We start from the raw sequence: 18,562 nt of genomic DNA on the forward strand, positions 1-18,562 counted from the left end.
TGGCGGGTTTTTTATTTAGGGGTGGTGATGTCAGACAAAGATTTACAACGACTGGCTGAAAAAGAAGCAATCAAAGAAGCATTGCAGGAATGGCTCGACAAGCAGTTCGCGCTGTTCGGCAAATGGACACTCGCTGGGCTGGCTGCAGCGGGGCTGGCGGGTTTAGTGTACCTGGCGCTGATGGGCCAGGGTTGGCATAAATAAGAAAGGATGAACGATGGAAAAGATCAAAGCGTTTTTCATGAGTAAGCGCACATACGGTATATGGCTGTTTTCTGCCCTGGTACTAGCCTGGCTTTTTTGGACTGACCCGGACAAGGGGGACTCTACAAGGGACATGCTGCAAAACCTCGTCAGTGTCGGCCTGGCTTTCACCGCTGCGCATATTGTGCGTAAGTTTTACCTCGACTACATCAAGCTGCAGGACCATGTCGACGAAGCAAAGAAGGGCAACATTGGCTCCGGCCTGGTTGTCTTAGGGACCATTATCTTTACCTGTGTAGCGGCGCTGATCTTCAGCACGCGGGCGCATGCTACGGACGTGCGTACATACGTCCCGGTGGGGGCAAAGCAGTATTGCCCGGAGCTGATGTTTGAGAAAAACAAGTTGTGGCCAGATCACCCGGACCCGGCAGCGCTGTGCAGTCTTGTCGAGCAAGAGAGCTGCATCAGTCTCACGCACCCGACCTGCTGGAACCCGAAGTCGCGCCTCAAAACAAGTCGAGAGGAGGGCGCTGGCTTCGGCCAGATCACCAGGGCATATACAGCGGACGGTAAGACCCGCTTTGACGCCCTGCAGGCTGCAAAACAGCTTGAACCGAGCCTTAATGAGTGGACCTGGTCTAACGTCTATGATCGCCCTGATTTGCAACTGCGGGCAATTGTGGCCATGAACCGCGACTGCGCCCGGCGTCTGTCCCGGATCGTGTCAGATCCCGCTGAAGTCTTGCGCATGTGTGACGCAGCATATAACGGCGGCTACGAAGGCATGCAACAAGAGCGCCGAGCGTGCGGCCAGCGTGCGGGATGCAACCCCCAAAAATGGGCGGCGAACGTCGCAAACGTCTGTTTGAAATCGAAAGTCAAATGGAAGGGGTACGGCGCGTCTGCCTGTGACATCAATCGCTGCCACGTCGATTTTGTGTTTAACGTGCGCCATGACAAGTACCTGCCGTTTGTGAGGCCGACATGATGTTCTATGCCCGCCTGGTGGCTATTGCTGCGCTGCTGGCCGGGCTATTTGCTGGTATCGGTTACATCCATCACAAAGGTGTCACCGAGGGTAAGGCAGAAGTGCAGCAAAAGTGGGATGCCGACAAGCTGGCCAGGTCTCAAGCAGAGACAGCGGCCACGCTTTCACGCGTCAAAAATAACGAGCGCATTGCAGAACAGCAGGCGCTCGATAACTCAAAAATCAAGAAAGGTCATGATGACGAAATCGCTGCTATCAGGGCTGCTAATGCTAGTCCTTACCGCTTGCGCATCCCCGACAGTGTCTGTCGTGGATTTACCAGCGCCACCCCAGCCCAAAGCCCCGGAGTCGGCAATGCGCCCGCTGCCGGAACCCTTGCACTTCCAGAAGAGATTGAAAGAAATCTTCAAGACTTGATCCAGGAGGCCGACACCATCGTGGCTTCCTGCAGGGCGGCACAGTCGTTCATCCGTACCAACGGCATGGATAAATAGCCGACCAGGCGAGTGCAGACGTCTGCACAAACCAAAAAGAACAGAGCGCCGGTGTAAGTTGCGCTAACAACTTACACCGGCCTCAATCCACTGATTGAGCAGTGAACCGAGCAAGGCTCTGCCACCTCGCGAGGCGGGCGAAGTCTAGCACAATCAATAAGGTTTACTCAATGGCAATGCCCATAATTCCGTGGATCGGCGGCAAACGTCGCCTGGCCGACAAGCTGATCCCTAATTTTCCTCCCCATAGCTGCTATGTAGAAGTGTTCGCTGGCGGGGCGGCTTTGTACTTCATGCGGCAACCGGCTGAGGTCGAAGTCATCAACGACATCAACGGCGAGCTGGTCAACCTTTACCGGGTCGTAAAGAATCATCTGGAAGAGTTCGTGCGGCAGTACAAGTATGCACTTTCAAGCCGGGACGTGTTTGGATGGCAGCAAGTTACACCACCCCATACATTGACTGACATACAGCGTGCAGCTCGCTTTTTCTACCTTCAGCAACATGCTTTCGGTGGCAAGGTCGACGGCCAGACATGGGGAACTGCCACGACGGCTCCGCCCCTCAATTTCATGCGGATAGAAGAAAACCTCTCTGCGGCCCATTTGCGCCTGACATCGGCCTTTATTGAGAACATGGACTGGCACAAGCTCATGCTGAAGTATGACCGGCCACATACTTTTTTCTATCTCGATCCACCGTATTGGGAAACGGAAGGATACGGTGTGGATTTTAGTATCGGGCAATATGAGCTGATGGCCGATACGCTCAAGAAGTTAAAAGGCAAGGCCATCGTCAGCCTGAACGATCACCCGGACATCCGGCGAATATTTGCGGACTTCGAGATCGATACAGTACCGATAAAGTACAGCGTCGGGGGAGGTGGTAAGACCGTGGATAGAATGGAAGTGATTATCTATTCATGGGACCGGGCAAGTGACCCGGTCGGTTTGTTTTGATTGAATAAAAAAACAGGCCAGAACATATGGCCTGTTTTTTCTTCAGATAGATACTCATACGACATCACTATTTTGATTCAACCTTATTCAAAACCGGCAATCAGAACTACTGCAAATGATTCGTTGTTTTGAGCAAAGATCCGCCAAATCCTCCCAGGCTTTTAAGTCTGTGCCTGACGTGTAAAGGATAGCTTCAAGCACTGTGACGTTGTCATCGAATATATATGCTTTTCGAGTTGAGTTCTTGGATTCCCAGGAATAAAGTGCTCCAACAGCATCTGTTGCAGCGGTATTTCTGGCAAGGAACTGATCGATTTTGTCTTCCGACCTGACGAATTTCCATTTAGTAAGGAGCGTGGACGAAAACAGCGAAAGACTTACTCCTAGCGACTTCATGGCTTCATGAATCGTCTCAATTTTAGTTGCATGTTTTATATCAACTAATCTATTGACAACTTGTGCGGAAGTGTTCATCCGTCTAGCTAGTTCGGCGGGTCTGACATTTTGCTGTAACATTTCGTTGAGCAATAATACCTTGGCCCATACTTGCAAATGAAGCTCTACTAATTTCTCTCCAGGCATTAGAGCTGAGGCCAGGGGAACGGGACGCTTTTTTTCAAAGTAGGATGCCATTGCGGATACAAGTGCTTCTGTGGCCTCGAACATCGCATTTTCTTCATCAAATCCATGTGTATTTGCCTCGGGTATATCCCGAAAAGTAACTGCATAGCTACCGGATTTTTCCGGCGTAAAGGTTGCTGGATATTGCATATGTATTCCTTGTTAAAGAAGTGCGGTTGATGCGGCACCATTTATAGGGAGTCGCTTCCGCTGTGGTTAAATCAACTTGCAAGCTCGATTTGCGGCATCGCACCTCTTTACGCTGTTGATGATGAATGCATGTTACACGTCGGTGTTTAATAAATCAATAAAAAATAAGCAAAAATGTTTATAAATAGCGATTATTGTTTTCAAGAATGCCAAATATAAAACGCTACCTGTTGGCAGCGTTTGTTTTAATCTTCCCAGATTGTTGTTACACCGCGATTTACCCAGATGCGTTTTGAGTCGTTATCTGCGCTGAGTTCCTGGACCCACTCGCCGGTGCAAATATTTTTGCCAAACTTGTCAGATGTATAGTAATTGAACCCCTTATAAACAATTGAGATCGCTACTTCGTTAAGAAAATCTACTTCTGCCATTTGATGGCCGATACTTCTGCCATTCAAATCGAATGCTGGGGCGATAATATGTTGCATCGTTTGGTTCCTTTCGTTTGAAACCGAATCGTCGGTTGGCGCTAAACAGTGTTGTGCTGTCTATGTGTTAATAATAGTCTCAATATGAGACTATGGCAAGTAGGTAAATAAAATTTATTTTCCCTCTGACCAGGGAGTAAGTCCATTTGCGATGGCAGCGCATGCCAGGCCAATATGAAAAGGGATGCTGCTGCCAGCGATATACCTGGCATACGTAGCCCGACTAATTCCCAGGGCTTTTGCGGCACTATCATAGGTTAGCTTCATTGCGGCCTGCCAGGCGATTAAGTCTTCAGTCTTCACCGTTCCCTCCTAATAGTCCCATAGCATCATCTCGCAGCAGGCGATTGATGATCGCGTTATCGCATGCCCTTCTTAGTGTTTCCGGCTCTGGTTTGGGATCAAGCCAAACAAAATCGGACATAGCCACGCCATGAGTCTGGCAAACATATAACTCTTTGAATCCATCGGGCATCAAGCCGACAGCACTAACCAGATGCGACTCCATGTTGTGGCCCGTTGCGTTGTGTCGGTCCTCCCGCACCCTGCAAATAAAACGGGGGTAGCGGGTATGTGTCAAGTATTCGTCCTGGTCGAAGCCATCCTCGCTATTGTCGGACGTGGCTTCGCCCCAAATGAACGGGGGTAGTTTATTAAATGCTGAGTTTTTTGATGACATGATAAAAGGCCCCTTTCGGGGCCAGTTGGTTAGTTTACTAACAGGAAAGATAGTGTTGGCTGTGTTACTTTAAAACCGGCGTCTCTGAGCTGCGCAGCAGCTATCAAAGTTAATGCGGCGAGGTAGTCACGGTTCAAGTTCTCGTTGAATAGAACATTTCCATCTTCAATACGAACAGTCCAGTTCGTAGGTGCTGTGGCGGGTTTCCAATGTGGAAATTCAGTAACATCTGGTATTGCGTTCAGAATTTGCTGCTTCGTGATCATAAGTTTCCTTTCGTTTGGGACCGAATCGTCGGTTGGCGCTATACAGCATTGTGCTGTCGATGTAATAATTATAGTCTCAAAATGAGACTATTGCAAGTCTTGTTAGTATAGTTTAGTGACCCAAATGTCTAGTCTATCTTGTGAAGTGAGGCAGGAATTTTCATCATTGGTATAGCTACCACTTTAAAAACGCACGCACGTGCGGCGCGCGATTCTAGCAAATGACTGCTCAACATTACAATAGCTTGCCCCCAAAATATATATTTACATTTTTTAACAATGTTTAAAAACTTCGGTTTATGATTATTCAAACGGCGCATGATTGCGCCAACAATGAATATTGCCGAAGATAAACGAAGATGAAATACAGAAACAAGCAATTTGATATCAATAAGGGCGCTAATGAGTAATTCCAGCCCTTTGTTCCGTCCAGAAGTCACCGCAGCATTAGGTAGTCAATGGATGGGTTCCATCCGCCTGGCACAACCCGCCTCGGCAAGCCTGATTGCTATCGTGGCAATGTTGATTGCCGCCGCATTGGTCGCCTACATCACTTTTGGCAGCATTACAAAAAAAGCCCGTGTGACTGGCATCACCGTACCTGTAGGCGGTCAGTTGAGCGTCGCTGCGCCGAATGCAGGCATATTACTCAACACCCACGTCAAAGAAGGCGAACTGGTCAAAGCAGGACAAGTCCTGTTCACCATCAGTACAGAAAGACAAAACAGCCAGGGTGAAATCACAGCTCTTGTCGCCCAGCAATTGGCCACCCGTGCAGATAGTCTGGCAGCAGAGCAAAGGCTGCGCCAAACCCAGTATCAGGAAAAGAAACTGGCATTGAGCCAAAGGCTGGCGAATCAGGAGCAGGAATACAGCCAACTTGAACAAGAACTGACCTTGTCGCTACGTCGCCAACAATTGGCTCAGCAAAGCGTCAGCAAGTTTGAAACCCTGCAAGGCAATGGCTATGTATCCGCCGCCCAAACCCAGCAAAAGCAGGAAGACCTGATCGACATCAGCACCCGATTAAGTACCTTGCAACGTAATAAAACCCAGTTACAGGCGAATAAAATTGCCTTGCAAGACGAACTCAACACCCTGGCAAACACGCTGGCTACCGACCTGACCCAAATCGACAGGGCCAAAGCCAGTCTGAAACAGGAAGTAGCAGAAAACGCCAACCGTCAGTCCAGCCAGATTACTGCACCGCAGGCAGGTACAGTCACGGCCCTGACCAATCAAAATGGACAAGCCATTAATGCAGGCCAAGTATTGGCGAGTTTGATACCGTCCGATGCCAAAGAGAGGGCGGATAAATCAAAAGCTGGTCAAACCGCCGGTCTGTTAGAAGTGCATCTGTATGTACCGAGCCGCACTGCTGGCTTCATCCAGCCAGGGCAGCAAGTATTGATTCGTTATGCCGCCTTCCCCTACCAGAAGTTTGGCTTGCATACCGCGACAGTGACCGATGTCAGCCGCACCCCATTTGCACCATCAGAGTTACCACCCCACCTTGCAAGCACGATCTTGAGCAATGCGCAGCAGGCGATTAATGGATTTAACAGCAACGAAGCATTGTATCGCGTCAGGGTCCGGCTGGATGAGCAAAGCATTCAAGCCTATGGGCAGGCACAAGCCATCAAGCCTGGCATGACGCTGGAGGCAGATGTGTTGCAAGACAGTAGAAAGATTTGGGAATGGGTGCTGGAGCCAGTGTTGGCAATGACGCAACATGCTTAATTAGGGCAAGAAAAGAATTTCAGAATTCGTTGCTGAGCCTGTCGGGAAAACCCAACAGACCCAGCTCGGAAAAACCGTTCAGGGTGGACTAGACCTTGAACGGAGCAGTAAAACCATGCCATGAGGTATGGTTCTCTTTAACTATACGAAGGATACATAAAATGTACGTAATTACAAATGAAGCATTGTTAAATGACATTAGTGGTGGACTCGACGACGATCCGCCTCCAGCGGATTCGGGGTCCATAACAACAACGACAAAGTCCACAAATGAAATCTGTGTTGGGTTTGTCACACCATATGCAATTGTAGCTGTGGATGTGGGGGTAGCATTGGGAATAGGTGCTGCCACCAGGAATCCATTTCTTGGTGCACTGGCGGGAGCAGCCTATAGCAGAACTGGCGCGTCTGATAATGCTGGAGCAGCAGTAGCTACTGAATTATGTTCGACTTCCACTACAACGATAGACTTGAACCCGAGCTATTACGATAATGGTTCTAGTTGTACAAATTCATTTGTTGGCTCACTGGGCAGCGGTACTTTTTATTCCGATATGATGCCCGTAAAGGATAAGTAAAAGTAGGAATAATTGGGAGCGGTTCGGAATGCTACTGGCCGCTCCTTTTTTACGTTACGCGAAAATTTCGAATCAGGTCCCAAATATATGAATTTAAATACAGGTAATGCGAGGCCATTTCGGGCGTTTTTTTCGTTGTTTCTTCTCATTGTTTTTTTAGGAAAAGTAAGCACAGCGAGTGCCGCAGTCATTTATAAAATTCATGGGAAAAATGGTAGCGCCTATCTAGTTGGCGCAATGCATATAGGTACAGAAAATCTATATCCTTTAGACCCCAAGTTAGAAGAAAAATTAAAAACCTCACGAATCTTAGCAACAGAGGGACCAATTGGCCGAGTTCCAGAATGGGACCATTCATTAGCGAAACTATTGAAATTATCAGCCAACGAACACATTGAAGATTTCGTTTCGCCTGCTTATTTTGAAAAGGCTAAATCGATTGCAAAAAACAAAGGACCGTATCCTGCACAAGTAATTGACCAATTTTCTGGTTATTACCCATATGCAATTTACCAATTAGTTGGCGATTTCATTCCCGCAGACAACCACCTATATTTACCTGGCACTGAAATGTATCTTGGTGCCATTGCTGATCGTAATAACATAAAAAAAGTGATCCTTGAGGATCCCGCAGATTTCGTCAATTCCGTAAAAAGCTTTACGTCGCCTGAAATGGACATATTGATGCAGTCAGTAATATCGCTGTTTGAAAAAAAACCCCTTAGAGATAAAAATTTTTCTCTTCACCAAAAACTCGCTGCGCTGACAAAGCAAGGTGATTTTGCAAATGTAAAAGAAATTGACGAAGAATTTATGATTCAAAATTTATCTTGGACTCCGGAAATATTTAATAAACTGATAAATCAGCGCAACATTGGATTATCGAAGAGAATTATCGAATTAATGAAACAAGATGGGCCGTTTTTTTTTGTTGTTGGCGGCTCTCATATTCCAGGGCCAGAGGGGATAGTAAATTCACTTCGATTAGCAGGCTATACAGTCACTGAGGAATAACCCATGCGTTGGAAAATTTCAAAATTCAAGCAGTCAATATTATGTGGTCTTATAAGTTTTTTTGTCGGCCTTTTAGGGGGCGTACTGGAAGAGGAGATAACGTCTTTTGATATTACAGTCATCTTGAAGATATTCGTCCATTATTTTCCAATAGGCTTCCTGTCTGCTTGGATTTACCTTCTGTTTAAAAGAGATGTCGATTAGTACTATTCTTCAACTGATTTTAAAACATATGCACATCTGGTGATGTGAATAAAAAAGTATTTCTACAATTCACGTCGAACAAATGAACTTAAAACTCCAAACCGAATCCAGCGAATGCGGCCTGGCCTGCCTCGCTATGGTTGCCAGTCACTTTGGCTATAACACTGACCTCGCTGATTTACGTCGTCAATTCTCCATCAGCCTCAAAGGCGCGACGCTGGCGCAACTGATGCGTCATGCATCGGCCATGCAGTTGAGTAGCCGCCCTTTGCGCCTGGAACTGGATGAGCTTGATCAATTGGCCGTACCCTGCATCCTGCACTGGAACCTCAATCACTTTGTGGTACTGAAAGCCGTGCGCAAGGACTGGCGCGGCAATGTAAGCTTGATTTTGCTTGACCCGGCGGTTGGTGAGCGTCGCGTCTCTGTCGAAGAAGCGTCCAAACATTTTACCGGCGTGGCGCTCGAACTGGCACCCAGCCCTGCATTTAAACCAAAAGATGAAAGGAAGCAAGTTGCCCTGCGTGATTTGACTGGTCACATCGTTGGTCTGCGTCCGGCCATTGTCAAAGTCATTGCTCTTGCATTAGCTTTGGAAATCTTTGCGATTTGCTCACCTTTGTTCAATCAGTTTGTGATTGATGAAGTGATTGTCAGTGGCGACAAAGAACTATTAACCGTATTGGTTTTTGGTTTTATCTTGTTGATGATTACTCAGAATGCCATTGGCCTCGCTCGTAGTTGGTTTCTGATGCGTTGGAGCATGGATATCAGCTTGCAATGGTCTTCGCGAGTATTAGCGCATTTGGTACGTTTGCCTGTTTCATATTTCGAAAAACGGCATCTGGGTGACATACTATCTCGATTTGGCGCTATTGGAGCCATACAAGGGACTTTAAGCAGTATATTCATCGAGAGTGCACTTGACGGCTTGATGGCCATGCTGGCACTGGTCATGATGCTGGTGTATAGCATGAAGTTGAGCGCGCTGGTGGTAGGTGCTGTGGTGTTGTATGCTGGCCTGCGCTGGGTTTTCTACCAGCCGTTTCGTGAAGCATCGAAAGAAAGACTGGTCTTGTCATCCAAAGAAAGCAGTCACTTCCTGGAAACCATGCGTGCAGTCACCCCATTGAAATTGTTTGGTCGTGAAACTGAACGCCTATCGCGCTGGCAGAATTTGAAGATGGATGTACAGAACCGCGATATCAAAACGCAAAAACTGTCCATCATCTTCAAGGTCAGCAATACCCTGATTTTTGGTATACAGGGATTGGCGCTGTTTTATATTGGTGCTGGTCAGGTCATGCAAAACACGCTGACTGTCGGTATGTTGATGGCATTCTCCAGTTATGCCGGTACGTTCACTGGCCGCATATCCAGCCTGATTGATGTCTTTATCAGTTACCGCATGTTGAGTCTGCATAGTGAAAGGCTGGCAGATATCGTGCTGGAAGAGGCAGAACCAGAAACAGCAATGGAAACGGATATCTCGCGCATCCACCCTGAGATTACACTCAAGAATATCAAATTCCGCTATGCCGAAGGCGAGCCATGGGTATTGAAGGATATTAACCTGACCATCCCTGCAGGACAAAGCATTGCCCTGGTTGGCCCCAGTGGCTGTGGCAAGACGACCTTGTGCAAGATCATCCTTGGTTTATTAAAGCCGACCGAAGGCGAAGTGCTCATTGATAATATCCCCATCACCCAACTGGGCGTCAAAACTTACCGTCAACTAGTGGGAACGGTGATGCAAGACGATGTTTTATTGGCTGGCTCCATCATGGATAACATCAGTTTCTTTGATAGCCACATCAATCAGGAACGTGTCGAAGAAAGTGCCATGCAGGCCGCCATCCATCAAGAAATCAGCGCCATGCCTATGGGCTTTCAGACGCTGGTGGGGGATATGGGCAGCAGCCTGTCTGGTGGACAAAAGCAACGCGTCCTGCTGGCCCGTGCCTTGTACAAGCAGCCCAAGATACTGGCGCTGGACGAAGCGACCAGCCACCTGGATGTGAACAATGAACACAAGGTCAATCAGGCACTTAGTCAATTGCAGTTAACCAGAATCATGGTGGCGCACAGGCCAGAAACCATCAACTCGGCTGAACGTGTGGTGTCAATTCAAGACGGCACTATTGTGGAAGTGCGGGCAGCGGTACCTAAACCCCTGCTAGAGGATGTGACCGGATTGAAACTTGTCTAACAAAAATTGGTCTACTCCGGAGGGGGTAGTAAATTTACTTCGATTAGCAAGTTATACAGCCATCAAGGATTAACACATGCGTTCGAAGATTTCAAAACTCAAACAACCAATATTGGGTGGTCTTATAACTTTTTTGATCGGTCTGTCTCCAGCAGCAATAAAAGGAGAGGTATCGCCTTTTGATATTGCAGCCATCTTAAAGATAGTCATCTTTTATTTCCCTCTAGGCTTCGCGGTTGTTTGGATTTACTCTCTTTTTAAAAGGGATGTTGGCTAAGGTCCTAAAGGCAGTTCAAGGTTACTGTTTCTCGCAATTGTTATATATTTTCTTTGCAAATCTGTCGGTTGCGCACCGTCATTTTTCAAATCTTTGAATTGTTCAGCAGCTGCGAAACACAACAAATGAGGGTTTTCTTTTGAATCGTTAGTTGCAATTACATATTCTCGGGAATTTCCTTCAAAAGATACTTGCAGGCTGGAAATGATACCCGCTGAATTCTCCCTCACCACAACTTCATAAGTTTTTCCTTCAATTGTCAATTTCATGATTACTTGCACCTTCAATGAATAAGAGATTAAAGTAGGACATATTTGTAAATTTTACAAATGCTAATTTTCTTCTTCACAAAAGCCATAATTTTTTTTGTGGGTAAGTAAGTAGGTAAATATTGGAATATATAGTAGCAGCAAGGCATATGTATTCCACCATCTCCGCCAGCAATACTGAAAAAGCCCCTGGTTTCCAGGGGCTTTTTCTTTTCGTACATAGCATTGATGCTATCCCACCTTGGTTTTAATTCTTGTTGCGGCTCAATGCCGGACGATACCTCCTCCATATTTCACTGTTGAATATCACTTCCGTAAGAGGCTATAACCGCTTATCGGACGAATATTACCGGTCAACTGTTTCCCGTCGCCAACGAAGTATTTTTATCTTATATTCATTATCAAGCTAATGATGTTGTATTCGATAAACTTTGGTATGACCCCAACTTCATGATCAATCGCAAAACATTGCCAGGCAAGACCCGAGGTTTCTCCCTGATCGAGCTGTTAATCGCCATGGTGATCCTGTCCATCTTGACTGCTATTGCCTATCCCAGCTTTCAGCGCATTATCATCCGCACAAAACTGAACGCAGACAGTACCTTGTTTTCGCAAGATCTGGCGTTTATGAAAGGCAAGGCCAAAACCAGGACAGGCAGCACGATTACGATGTGTCCCAGCTCTGATGGAGCAAGCTGTACCGGGGGTGCCTGGGGGACGGGGCGGATTATCTTTTTTGACGAAAATGCGGACGGTATTGTGACTGTGGGTAAGGATGAACTATTGGAGGTCCGTGCTGCTTCGGGCGGCACCTCAGTCATTACCGTGACTGGTTTCAATAGCGGGGCGAATATTCAATACAAATCTACAGGTGAGGCCCGTTATTCGGGAGTGGTTAAGCTGTGTGATAGCAAACTTCCCGGGAATTTTGGTATTTCCCAATCAGTACTTATCACGGGCATGGTGCATAAAACTACCAGTGTCACCTGTCCTTAGGATAATGATATGAGATCGCAAAAGAAAATTGTCTTGAAGCGCATGGTCGGCGCCTCCTTGTTGGAGGTATTGGTCGCCATATTGATATTGTCTTTGGCGGCGCTGGCAAATGCAGGTTTACAGATTTCTGGTATACGGGCCAATTCCAGTGCCAAGTACCGCTCCATTGCAGCAGCGCATATTAATGATATGGCCGATCGTATGCGTGCCAATCGTTCCGGGTTGAGTTATTTTAATTTGGTCAAGGGAATTCCCTCATCGGATCCTCAATCTGGTTGTTCTGCTGTATCTACCCCATGCAATGCTGCTGAAATGGCGCAGCATGATTTTTATGAATGGACTACAGCGCTGTCAAACGCTATACCCGATGGCAAAGCAGCTATTTGTCTTGATACTCAGACAGGTCCAACGAATCCTGCTACTGATACCTACACTTCACCTACATGTAGTGGCACAGGGACGACATATAGCATCAAAATCTGGTGGGATGATTCACACGGTGAAAAAATTCCGCAAATTTTTACGACAAATTTTCAGCCATGAAAATCTATTCATCAATCCTGTATCGTCAAAAAGGTTTGTCTATTGTCGAGCTGATGATCGCTCTGACCTTGGGCATGATTATCACTGTTGTAGCTGGTTCCATTTTCGCATCCGGTTCCAAGGGTTACTTTGTTCAACAGGAACAATCACAAATTCAGGAGTCTGGCAGAACCGCTGTGGATGTGTTGAGCAGAGCCGTGCGTACAACCAGTGATTTTGGATGTCGTTCTGACTGGACAGTCACCAAGATTGCCGGATTTGTGAACCGTATTAATACCAGTCCGCCGTATGCTTACAATTACGGCACCAATCCGCTTGATGCCCAGGTGGTTGGCTACGATGGAACCGGGTCTGGATGGTCTCCCAACATTCCAAGTGATCTGCCTATACCAAGCAATGCTGACAAGAATAGCGATATTGTTACCTTGCGCGGTGTGACCGGCAGTCCCGCAGTCGTCATTGCGCCGTTCATGACTGCAGCGACGGACGCTGTTACCGTCAATACTGGCAACGGTTTTGCTGCCAATGACGCGCTGGTTATTTCTGATTGCATGATCTCCACAATTTTCCAGGTATCGGGTACACCTGATACGACTGGTACGCTGGTTCATGCTGCAGCCGGTAGTCCCGGTAACGTCAACAACACATTGGCAAAGGTCTATGCCAGCGGAGCGGAAGTCTATAAATTGGCTTCGACGACTTTTTATGTCGCACCCAGCCAGTTTAGTAGCAACCCTTCGCTGTGGCGCATAGTTGGTACCAACGCTGCGGAAGAGTTGGTCGAGAATGTGGAAAGACTCAAAGTTTATTACGGCATGGACCCGACCGTCGGTACGGACAATACCAAACGTGATTATTCACCGAACACGTATGTTCCTGCGAATGCTACCGGTATCGATATGAGTAAAGTGATCAGCATCAGGTTTAGCATGTTAATCCGCTCGCCCAATGACAATGTAACGAAAGCCTATCAAACCTATACTTTTGATGGTACCGCCACCACTGCGACAGACTATCGTTTGCGCACTGTGTTCTCTTCAACGATTAGCCTGCGAAACAGAGTTTTGTAATGAACAAAAATAATAACTCCCAAGCTGTGACCAGCATGAAGCGCCCCCGTTCACCGATACTGGCGCATCAAAAAGGAGTCTCTTTGGCCGTGGTACTGGTGATGGTGGGCTTGTTGGCCATTATCGGTATCAGTGCCATGCAGATGAATGTGTTGCAAGAAAAAGGGGCAGGTAATTTCCGCGACCAGGATCTGGCGTTTCAAACAGCCGAATCGGCTTTGCGTGATGCTGAACTGTATGTGGATACCAATCTGACGCCGACTTCTGGTTTCTCGACCGCATGTACCGGTGGTTTATGCTTGCCCTCAGCAACTTCCACTCCGGTTTGGCTGGACACTACGCTGGATGTCTGGAATCACACTAATCTGACACTGCCTTACTCCCAGACGGTGCAAAACGTTGCCAAGCAACCTCGCTATATCATCGAAATGATGGCTGAAAACATCCCGAATATTGCAGGTGGTCCGCTGGATGTTGGGGGGCCACCGCCACCAACGCAAGCAACTTATCGAATTACTGTGAAAGCCTGGGGCGGTTCTGATTCTGCACAGGTGACCTTGCAAACCGTTTATCTGAAGTGATGGAGTGATCATGAGAGTTCTTCGTAAGACCCAATTCGTGAAATTGCCTACCACAGCAATCTTCACCGGCGTATTGACACTGCTGAGTTCTGGTACGGCAAGTGCAGCAGCACTGGTACTGTCACAGACGCCTTTGTTCGTGACTAACTCCGTCTTGCCAAACGTGTTGGTGGTTTTGGATAATTCAGAATCCATGGACGGTACCATGGCAGGCAAGCTGATTGCAGGTGATGATCCAACGACGCGTTCAAACATTGCCCGCACAGTTATGCGCGATACCATTACCAATTACCGTAATGCGTTTAACTGGGGTTTGATGTCTTTTGACATCACCAGCACTAATTTTTATGTGACGTATGCCTACTATCTGGGTAGTACGACAGGCATGACATTTACTGACGGCTGCTCTGGTAGTCCTTTGAAAACACCCGGTGGTCAGCCTTGTGTGGTTAATCCGACGCCGTTCACCGGCGGTGCCTATGTGACCTATGACACATCTGGTGATGACGCTACGATTAATGACGTGCTGTACACCGGCTCCCCGAGTACTTCTCAGTGCGCAACCACGACGATCACTGGTTTGACTTACTGTAAGGCGATGTGGGCATTGACTGGTGGTACTGGCGCCACTTATACATTCTATGGTAACCATACGGCCACCAATTCCTGGGCCGCGAGTAGCTTCTCCGGTTGCCCGCTTGGTACCTGCAGCCCAATAAGCCTGAGTGAAACGGATGCTGGCTACATACCATCCAATCCTCCCATTACCCGCCAATTGTATTTGCCTCGCGCCTGGGGCTATGGTGGTACAAATTCAGGCAAAGGCAAATTGAACGAAGCAGTAATGGCTGATACCACTGCACATTACAATAACCTGATATCTTATCTGGCAACCGAAACTGCTACTACCAGTACCACAGAAATTAAAAACGCATCGACTTTTACGCCCTTGCCGGGTGCGATGGGCTCAGTGAAAACATATTTTGCTGGTGCTTCAACACCAGTTAAATACAATTGCCAGAAAAATTTTACGATGCTGGTAACCGATGGTATGGCAACGGCTGACACGTCCGGCAATCAATATTCTGCCGCTGACAGGGCGTCGGGCAAGCCTTTGAGTGATACGGTTGCGGCGATTACTGCCCTGCGTACAACGGCCGTACCATCATTTGGTACGCAAGATATCCAGACCTATGTTGTTGGCCTGGGTGATACGGTACAAAACCCTACCGCAGTTGCTGCGTTGAATTCTATGGCCTCTGCTGGTGGCACTGGGACAGCTTATCTGGCTTCGGACGCTACCGCTTTTAATAATGCAATACAGTCGATCGCTGGCAATATAACGAACCAGGTTGGTTCAGCTTCTGCTGTGTCCTTGAATTCTACCCAGATCAATAGCGGCTCTGCGCTATTCCAGGGTAAGTTCAGTAGTATTGACTGGACTGGTCAATTATTGTCTTACCCTATTACCTCAACAGGCACCTTGGGGTCATTGTCCTGGGATGCAGCGCAAAAATTGAATGCGCAGAACTGGAATACTGGCCGTGTCATCCTGACCAATAATCTGTTGACTACGAATGCTACCGGACGTGGTGTCGCGTTCCGCTGGCCGAGCAACCCGGTCAGCCCCAGCGCAACGACTGAAATCAATGTCAATCAGATTTTGGCATTGAATAAAAATTCAGCCGGTACTGCTGATGCTCAGGGACAATTGCGTCTGCAATACCTACGCGGTGACAAATCGAACGAGGGTGCTGCACCCATGTTCAGAAAACGTACGGTAAGTGTATTGGGTGATATCGTCGATTCCAACTCTGTGTATGTCGCCAAACCACCTTATACCTATCCAGACAGTCTGGAATCGGCCAAATATGTGACTTTTGCGCTCAACAATGCTGCTCGGACCCCTATGGTGTATGTTGGTGCCAATGACGGTATGTTGCATGGTTTCAGTGCTGTAGATGGAACTGAGAAAATCGCCTACATCCCTACCCAGGTCTATTCCAACTTGTCCAAGTTGACTGACCCGGCTTATGCGCACCGCTTCTTTGTGGATGGCTCACCGACAGTCGGCGACGTATTTTACGCTGGTGCATGGCATTCAGTGCTGGTCGGCAGTTTGCGTGGTGGTGGCCAGGGTATTTTTGCCCTGGACGTAACCAATCCTTCCACTTTTACTGAAGCCAATGCCGCCACCACCGTCTTGTGGGAATTCAATGACGCAGATGACGGTACTGAATATGACCTGGGTTATACCTATACCCAACCGATGATCGTCAAGATGGCGAATGGTAAATGGGCTGCGGTATTTGGCAATGGCTACAACAATACGGCCGCTGACGGTAAAGCCAGTGCGACGGGCGCTGCGGCCATCTACATTGTAGATATCCAGACTGGTGCACTGATCAAAAAGCTGTACACGGTGACAGGTAGTGTAAGTACGCCAAACGGTATAGCCAGCGTTACCCCAGTGGACGTCAACGGTGACAACATTGTTGACTACATTTACGGTGGTGATTTGCTGGGTAATGTATGGAAATTTGATGTGACCAGTACCAGTGCTGCTTCCTGGGGACCATCCCTTGGTACCACTGCAGCACCATTGCCATTGTTCACCGCCAAAGATTCTACCGGTAAGATTCAACCTATCACCGGCAAAGTCACGGTCGGTCGTAACCCTGTTTCTGGTTACATGGTGTATTTTGGGACAGGGCAATACTTGGCTGCCACTGATTTGACAGATACCTCGCCACAAAGTTTTTATGCCATATGGGACAATAACGCAGCAGTCAGTGGGCGCAGCGTATTGTTAGCACAAACCATCAATACCACCACAACATCGGGGGCGGGCAGTACTTTCCGTACCAGTTCCCAAAATGGTGTTGCTTCTACCATGTTTGTTACGCCATTGAATAAAAAAGGCTGGTATGTTGATCTGCCTACTTCGGGTGAACGTCAGGTGACAGATCCTTTGTTGAATGACAGTAATATCGTGTTCTCTACATTGATTCCAAGTACCGACCCCTGTGCTTCGGGCGGTAGTGGCTGGATCATGGAATTGGATGCGGTAACGGGTAACATGATCACCGATCCGATTTTCCCAACCGTTTCAGCGACGACGTTCTCGTCGACAGATGTGTCCACTGCGGGCGTCAAGACTGCGGCCATTCCATCGACACCCCGTGTGATCAATAAACAGGGTGTGTCTTATGGGAATAATACTGGTTCAGGTACAGGTAGCTCTTTCGCCACTGAGAAAAAATTGACCAGCCAATCTGACGGTAGTATCAATAATCTGACTGAAAAATCGTCTATTACGCAAAAACGTATCATGTGGCGTCAAGTCCAGTAATGACAGGAGTAATGAATATGAAACAGCACTATTTGATAGTTGGTTTTGTGGCGTCTGTGCTGGGTAGCCAGGCCTATGCCAGTATTACACCGCAGGACATGGCGGCGCAAAAACAAAGTACAGGCACAGCCCCATCGTATGTGCAGAACGTCGATACATCAAAACGTACTGTGACAGTAGACCAGACTACCTATACGGTGTCACCGTCGGTGGTGGTGCATGAAGGCAAGAAGACCACGACCATGACCAGTATTAAAAAAGGAACGCGTATTAAAGTTGCGTCTGAGAAAAAAGTTGGACAGGCTAACAACGTGATTACTGAAATTTGGGTAATGCAACAGCCTAGCGGAAAATAATGGAGCCACTGATGAAAAGAAATGCCGGTTTTACCCTGGTTGAGGTAATGATTGCCGTTGTCGTCATCGCTATTATTACGGGTGTCGCTGTGACCAACTATCGATCCAGCATGCAGAATAGCCGGCGCTCAACGGCGCAAGCCGATCTGATGTCCTTGGCCCAGTTTATGGAAAGGACGCATACAGAAGCGATGTCTTATATGCCGGGGGCAACACCCGCGGCACCGACCTTGCCTTTCACCGTGTCGCCGCAATCGGGTACCACTTACTATACGATCACCTTGCAAGCGATCACCAGTAAATCGTACACCTTACGCGCTACACCTACGGGTACGCAAACCGGCAACGGGATTTTAGAGGTTGATTCAACCGGTGCCAAACGTTGGGACAAGAATAATGATGGCAGTTTCGCGGCAGATGAGAGTACCTGGAAGTAATACCTGACAACATTTCCGGTTTTATCGGAATATCAGCAAAAACGCCGCCTGCAAGCGGCGTTTTTGCTTTTTCCTTGACTTTAATCT

At 47.7% G+C, this 18,562-nt stretch carries 22 protein-coding genes; 16 read left to right on the forward strand and 6 right to left on the reverse strand.

The annotated features are described in order from the left end of the window. Positions 1–27 precede the first annotated feature (27 nt). From ACO0LM_RS10610 to ACO0LM_RS10625, 4 genes are all read left to right on the forward strand, one after another. Complete coding sequence (locus ACO0LM_RS10610; protein WP_423036879.1) at positions 28–204, forward strand: hypothetical protein; 177 nt, start codon at positions 28–30, stop codon at positions 202–204. A 13-nt stretch (positions 205–217) separates the two neighbouring features. Beyond that, on the forward strand, positions 218–1,192 hold the full coding sequence (locus ACO0LM_RS10615; protein WP_423036880.1) for a hypothetical protein: 975 nt from the start codon (positions 218–220) through the stop codon (positions 1,190–1,192). Then, the gene (locus ACO0LM_RS10620; RefSeq protein WP_423036881.1) at positions 1,189–1,686 is read left to right on the forward strand and encodes a hypothetical protein; all 498 of its coding nucleotides are present in this window, start codon (positions 1,189–1,191) and stop codon (positions 1,684–1,686) included. The genes ACO0LM_RS10615 and ACO0LM_RS10620 overlap by 4 nt, the downstream gene beginning before the upstream one ends. Before the next feature lie 170 nt (positions 1,687–1,856). Continuing rightward, the gene (locus ACO0LM_RS10625) at positions 1,857–2,645 is read left to right on the forward strand and encodes a DNA adenine methylase (RefSeq protein ID WP_423036882.1); all 789 of its coding nucleotides are present in this window, start codon (positions 1,857–1,859) and stop codon (positions 2,643–2,645) included. 87 nt (positions 2,646–2,732) lie between these two features. Here ACO0LM_RS10625 and ACO0LM_RS10630 read toward each other — a convergent pair whose 3' ends face one another. The 5 genes from ACO0LM_RS10630 to ACO0LM_RS10650 all read right to left on the reverse strand — a co-directional run bounded on the left by ACO0LM_RS10630 (position 2,733) and on the right by ACO0LM_RS10650 (position 4,849). Beyond that, positions 2,733–3,416, reverse strand: coding sequence for a type II toxin-antitoxin system HicB family antitoxin (locus ACO0LM_RS10630; protein ID WP_423036884.1), 684 nt, complete (start codon positions 3,414–3,416; stop codon positions 2,733–2,735). A gap of 245 nt (positions 3,417–3,661) precedes the next feature. Next, on the reverse strand, positions 3,662–3,904 hold the full coding sequence (locus ACO0LM_RS10635; RefSeq protein ID WP_423036886.1) for a hypothetical protein: 243 nt from the start codon (positions 3,902–3,904) through the stop codon (positions 3,662–3,664). Positions 3,905–4,018: 114 nt separating this feature from the next. After that, a complete protein-coding gene (locus tag ACO0LM_RS10640) occupies positions 4,019–4,171 on the reverse strand; it encodes a helix-turn-helix domain-containing protein (protein ID WP_423037185.1) in 153 nt (50 codons plus the stop codon). Positions 4,172–4,196: 25 nt separating this feature from the next. Next, positions 4,197–4,583 (reverse strand): hypothetical protein, encoded by a 387-nt coding sequence (locus ACO0LM_RS10645; RefSeq protein WP_423036888.1) that lies wholly within the window; start codon positions 4,581–4,583, stop codon positions 4,197–4,199. A gap of 29 nt (positions 4,584–4,612) precedes the next feature. Beyond that, entirely contained in the window at positions 4,613–4,849 is a 237-nt protein-coding gene (locus ACO0LM_RS10650) for a hypothetical protein (protein WP_423036890.1), read from the reverse strand. A 402-nt stretch (positions 4,850–5,251) separates the two neighbouring features. Here ACO0LM_RS10650 and ACO0LM_RS10655 point away from each other — a divergent pair, with 402 nt between their 5' ends. The 5 genes from ACO0LM_RS10655 to ACO0LM_RS10675 all read left to right on the forward strand — a co-directional run bounded on the left by ACO0LM_RS10655 (position 5,252) and on the right by ACO0LM_RS10675 (position 10,871). Beyond that, positions 5,252–6,589 carry an HlyD family secretion protein gene (locus ACO0LM_RS10655; RefSeq protein ID WP_423036892.1) on the forward strand — a complete coding sequence of 446 codons (1,338 nt, stop codon included), beginning with the start codon at positions 5,252–5,254 and terminating at the stop codon, positions 6,587–6,589. Positions 6,590–6,750: 161 nt separating this feature from the next. Next, positions 6,751–7,167 (forward strand): hypothetical protein, encoded by a 417-nt coding sequence (locus ACO0LM_RS10660; RefSeq protein WP_423036894.1) that lies wholly within the window; start codon positions 6,751–6,753, stop codon positions 7,165–7,167. An 87-nt stretch (positions 7,168–7,254) separates the two neighbouring features. Beyond that, positions 7,255–8,181: a TraB/GumN family protein gene (locus ACO0LM_RS10665; RefSeq protein WP_423036896.1), complete on the forward strand. Its 927-nt coding sequence runs from the start codon at positions 7,255–7,257 to the stop codon at positions 8,179–8,181. Between the two features lie 286 nt (positions 8,182–8,467). Beyond that, complete coding sequence (locus ACO0LM_RS10670; protein ID WP_423036898.1) at positions 8,468–10,594, forward strand: peptidase domain-containing ABC transporter; 2,127 nt, start codon at positions 8,468–8,470, stop codon at positions 10,592–10,594. A 76-nt stretch (positions 10,595–10,670) separates the two neighbouring features. Continuing rightward, a complete protein-coding gene (locus ACO0LM_RS10675) occupies positions 10,671–10,871 on the forward strand; it encodes a hypothetical protein (protein ID WP_423036900.1) in 201 nt (66 codons plus the stop codon). Here ACO0LM_RS10675 and ACO0LM_RS10680 read toward each other — a convergent pair. Next, on the reverse strand, positions 10,868–11,140 hold the full coding sequence (locus ACO0LM_RS10680) for a hypothetical protein (RefSeq protein WP_423036902.1): 273 nt from the start codon (positions 11,138–11,140) through the stop codon (positions 10,868–10,870). The genes ACO0LM_RS10675 and ACO0LM_RS10680 overlap by 4 nt on opposite strands. A 450-nt stretch (positions 11,141–11,590) precedes the next feature. Between ACO0LM_RS10680 and ACO0LM_RS10685 the strand changes: the two genes are divergently transcribed. The 7 genes from ACO0LM_RS10685 to ACO0LM_RS10715 are packed head-to-tail and all read left to right on the forward strand — an operon-like array spanning position 11,591 to position 18,475. Beyond that, entirely contained in the window at positions 11,591–12,136 is a 546-nt protein-coding gene (locus ACO0LM_RS10685; protein WP_423036904.1) for a pilus assembly FimT family protein, read from the forward strand. 9 nt (positions 12,137–12,145) lie between these two features. Further along, positions 12,146–12,679: a type IV pilus modification protein PilV gene (pilV, locus tag ACO0LM_RS10690; RefSeq protein WP_423036906.1), complete on the forward strand. Its 534-nt coding sequence runs from the start codon at positions 12,146–12,148 to the stop codon at positions 12,677–12,679. Continuing rightward, positions 12,676–13,749 carry a PilW family protein gene (locus ACO0LM_RS10695; protein ID WP_423036908.1) on the forward strand — a complete coding sequence of 358 codons (1,074 nt, stop codon included), beginning with the start codon at positions 12,676–12,678 and terminating at the stop codon, positions 13,747–13,749. Before pilV ends, ACO0LM_RS10695 begins: the two co-directional genes overlap by 4 nt. Continuing rightward, positions 13,749–14,330 (forward strand): pilus assembly PilX family protein, encoded by a 582-nt coding sequence (locus tag ACO0LM_RS10700; RefSeq protein WP_422986015.1) that lies wholly within the window; start codon positions 13,749–13,751, stop codon positions 14,328–14,330. Before ACO0LM_RS10695 ends, ACO0LM_RS10700 begins: the two co-directional genes overlap by 1 nt. A 10-nt stretch (positions 14,331–14,340) precedes the next feature. Next, positions 14,341–17,682 (forward strand): pilus assembly protein, encoded by a 3,342-nt coding sequence (locus ACO0LM_RS10705; RefSeq protein WP_423036910.1) that lies wholly within the window; start codon positions 14,341–14,343, stop codon positions 17,680–17,682. A 17-nt stretch (positions 17,683–17,699) separates the two neighbouring features. After that, on the forward strand, positions 17,700–18,038 hold the full coding sequence (locus ACO0LM_RS10710; protein WP_423036912.1) for a hypothetical protein: 339 nt from the start codon (positions 17,700–17,702) through the stop codon (positions 18,036–18,038). An 11-nt stretch (positions 18,039–18,049) separates the two neighbouring features. Further along, entirely contained in the window at positions 18,050–18,475 is a 426-nt protein-coding gene (locus ACO0LM_RS10715; protein WP_423036914.1) for a type IV pilin protein, read from the forward strand. Positions 18,476–18,562: the final 87 nt, after the last annotated feature.

This window comes from Undibacterium sp. Di26W, assembly GCF_049340265.1.
Lineage (GTDB): Bacteria > Pseudomonadota > Gammaproteobacteria > Burkholderiales > Burkholderiaceae_D > Undibacterium.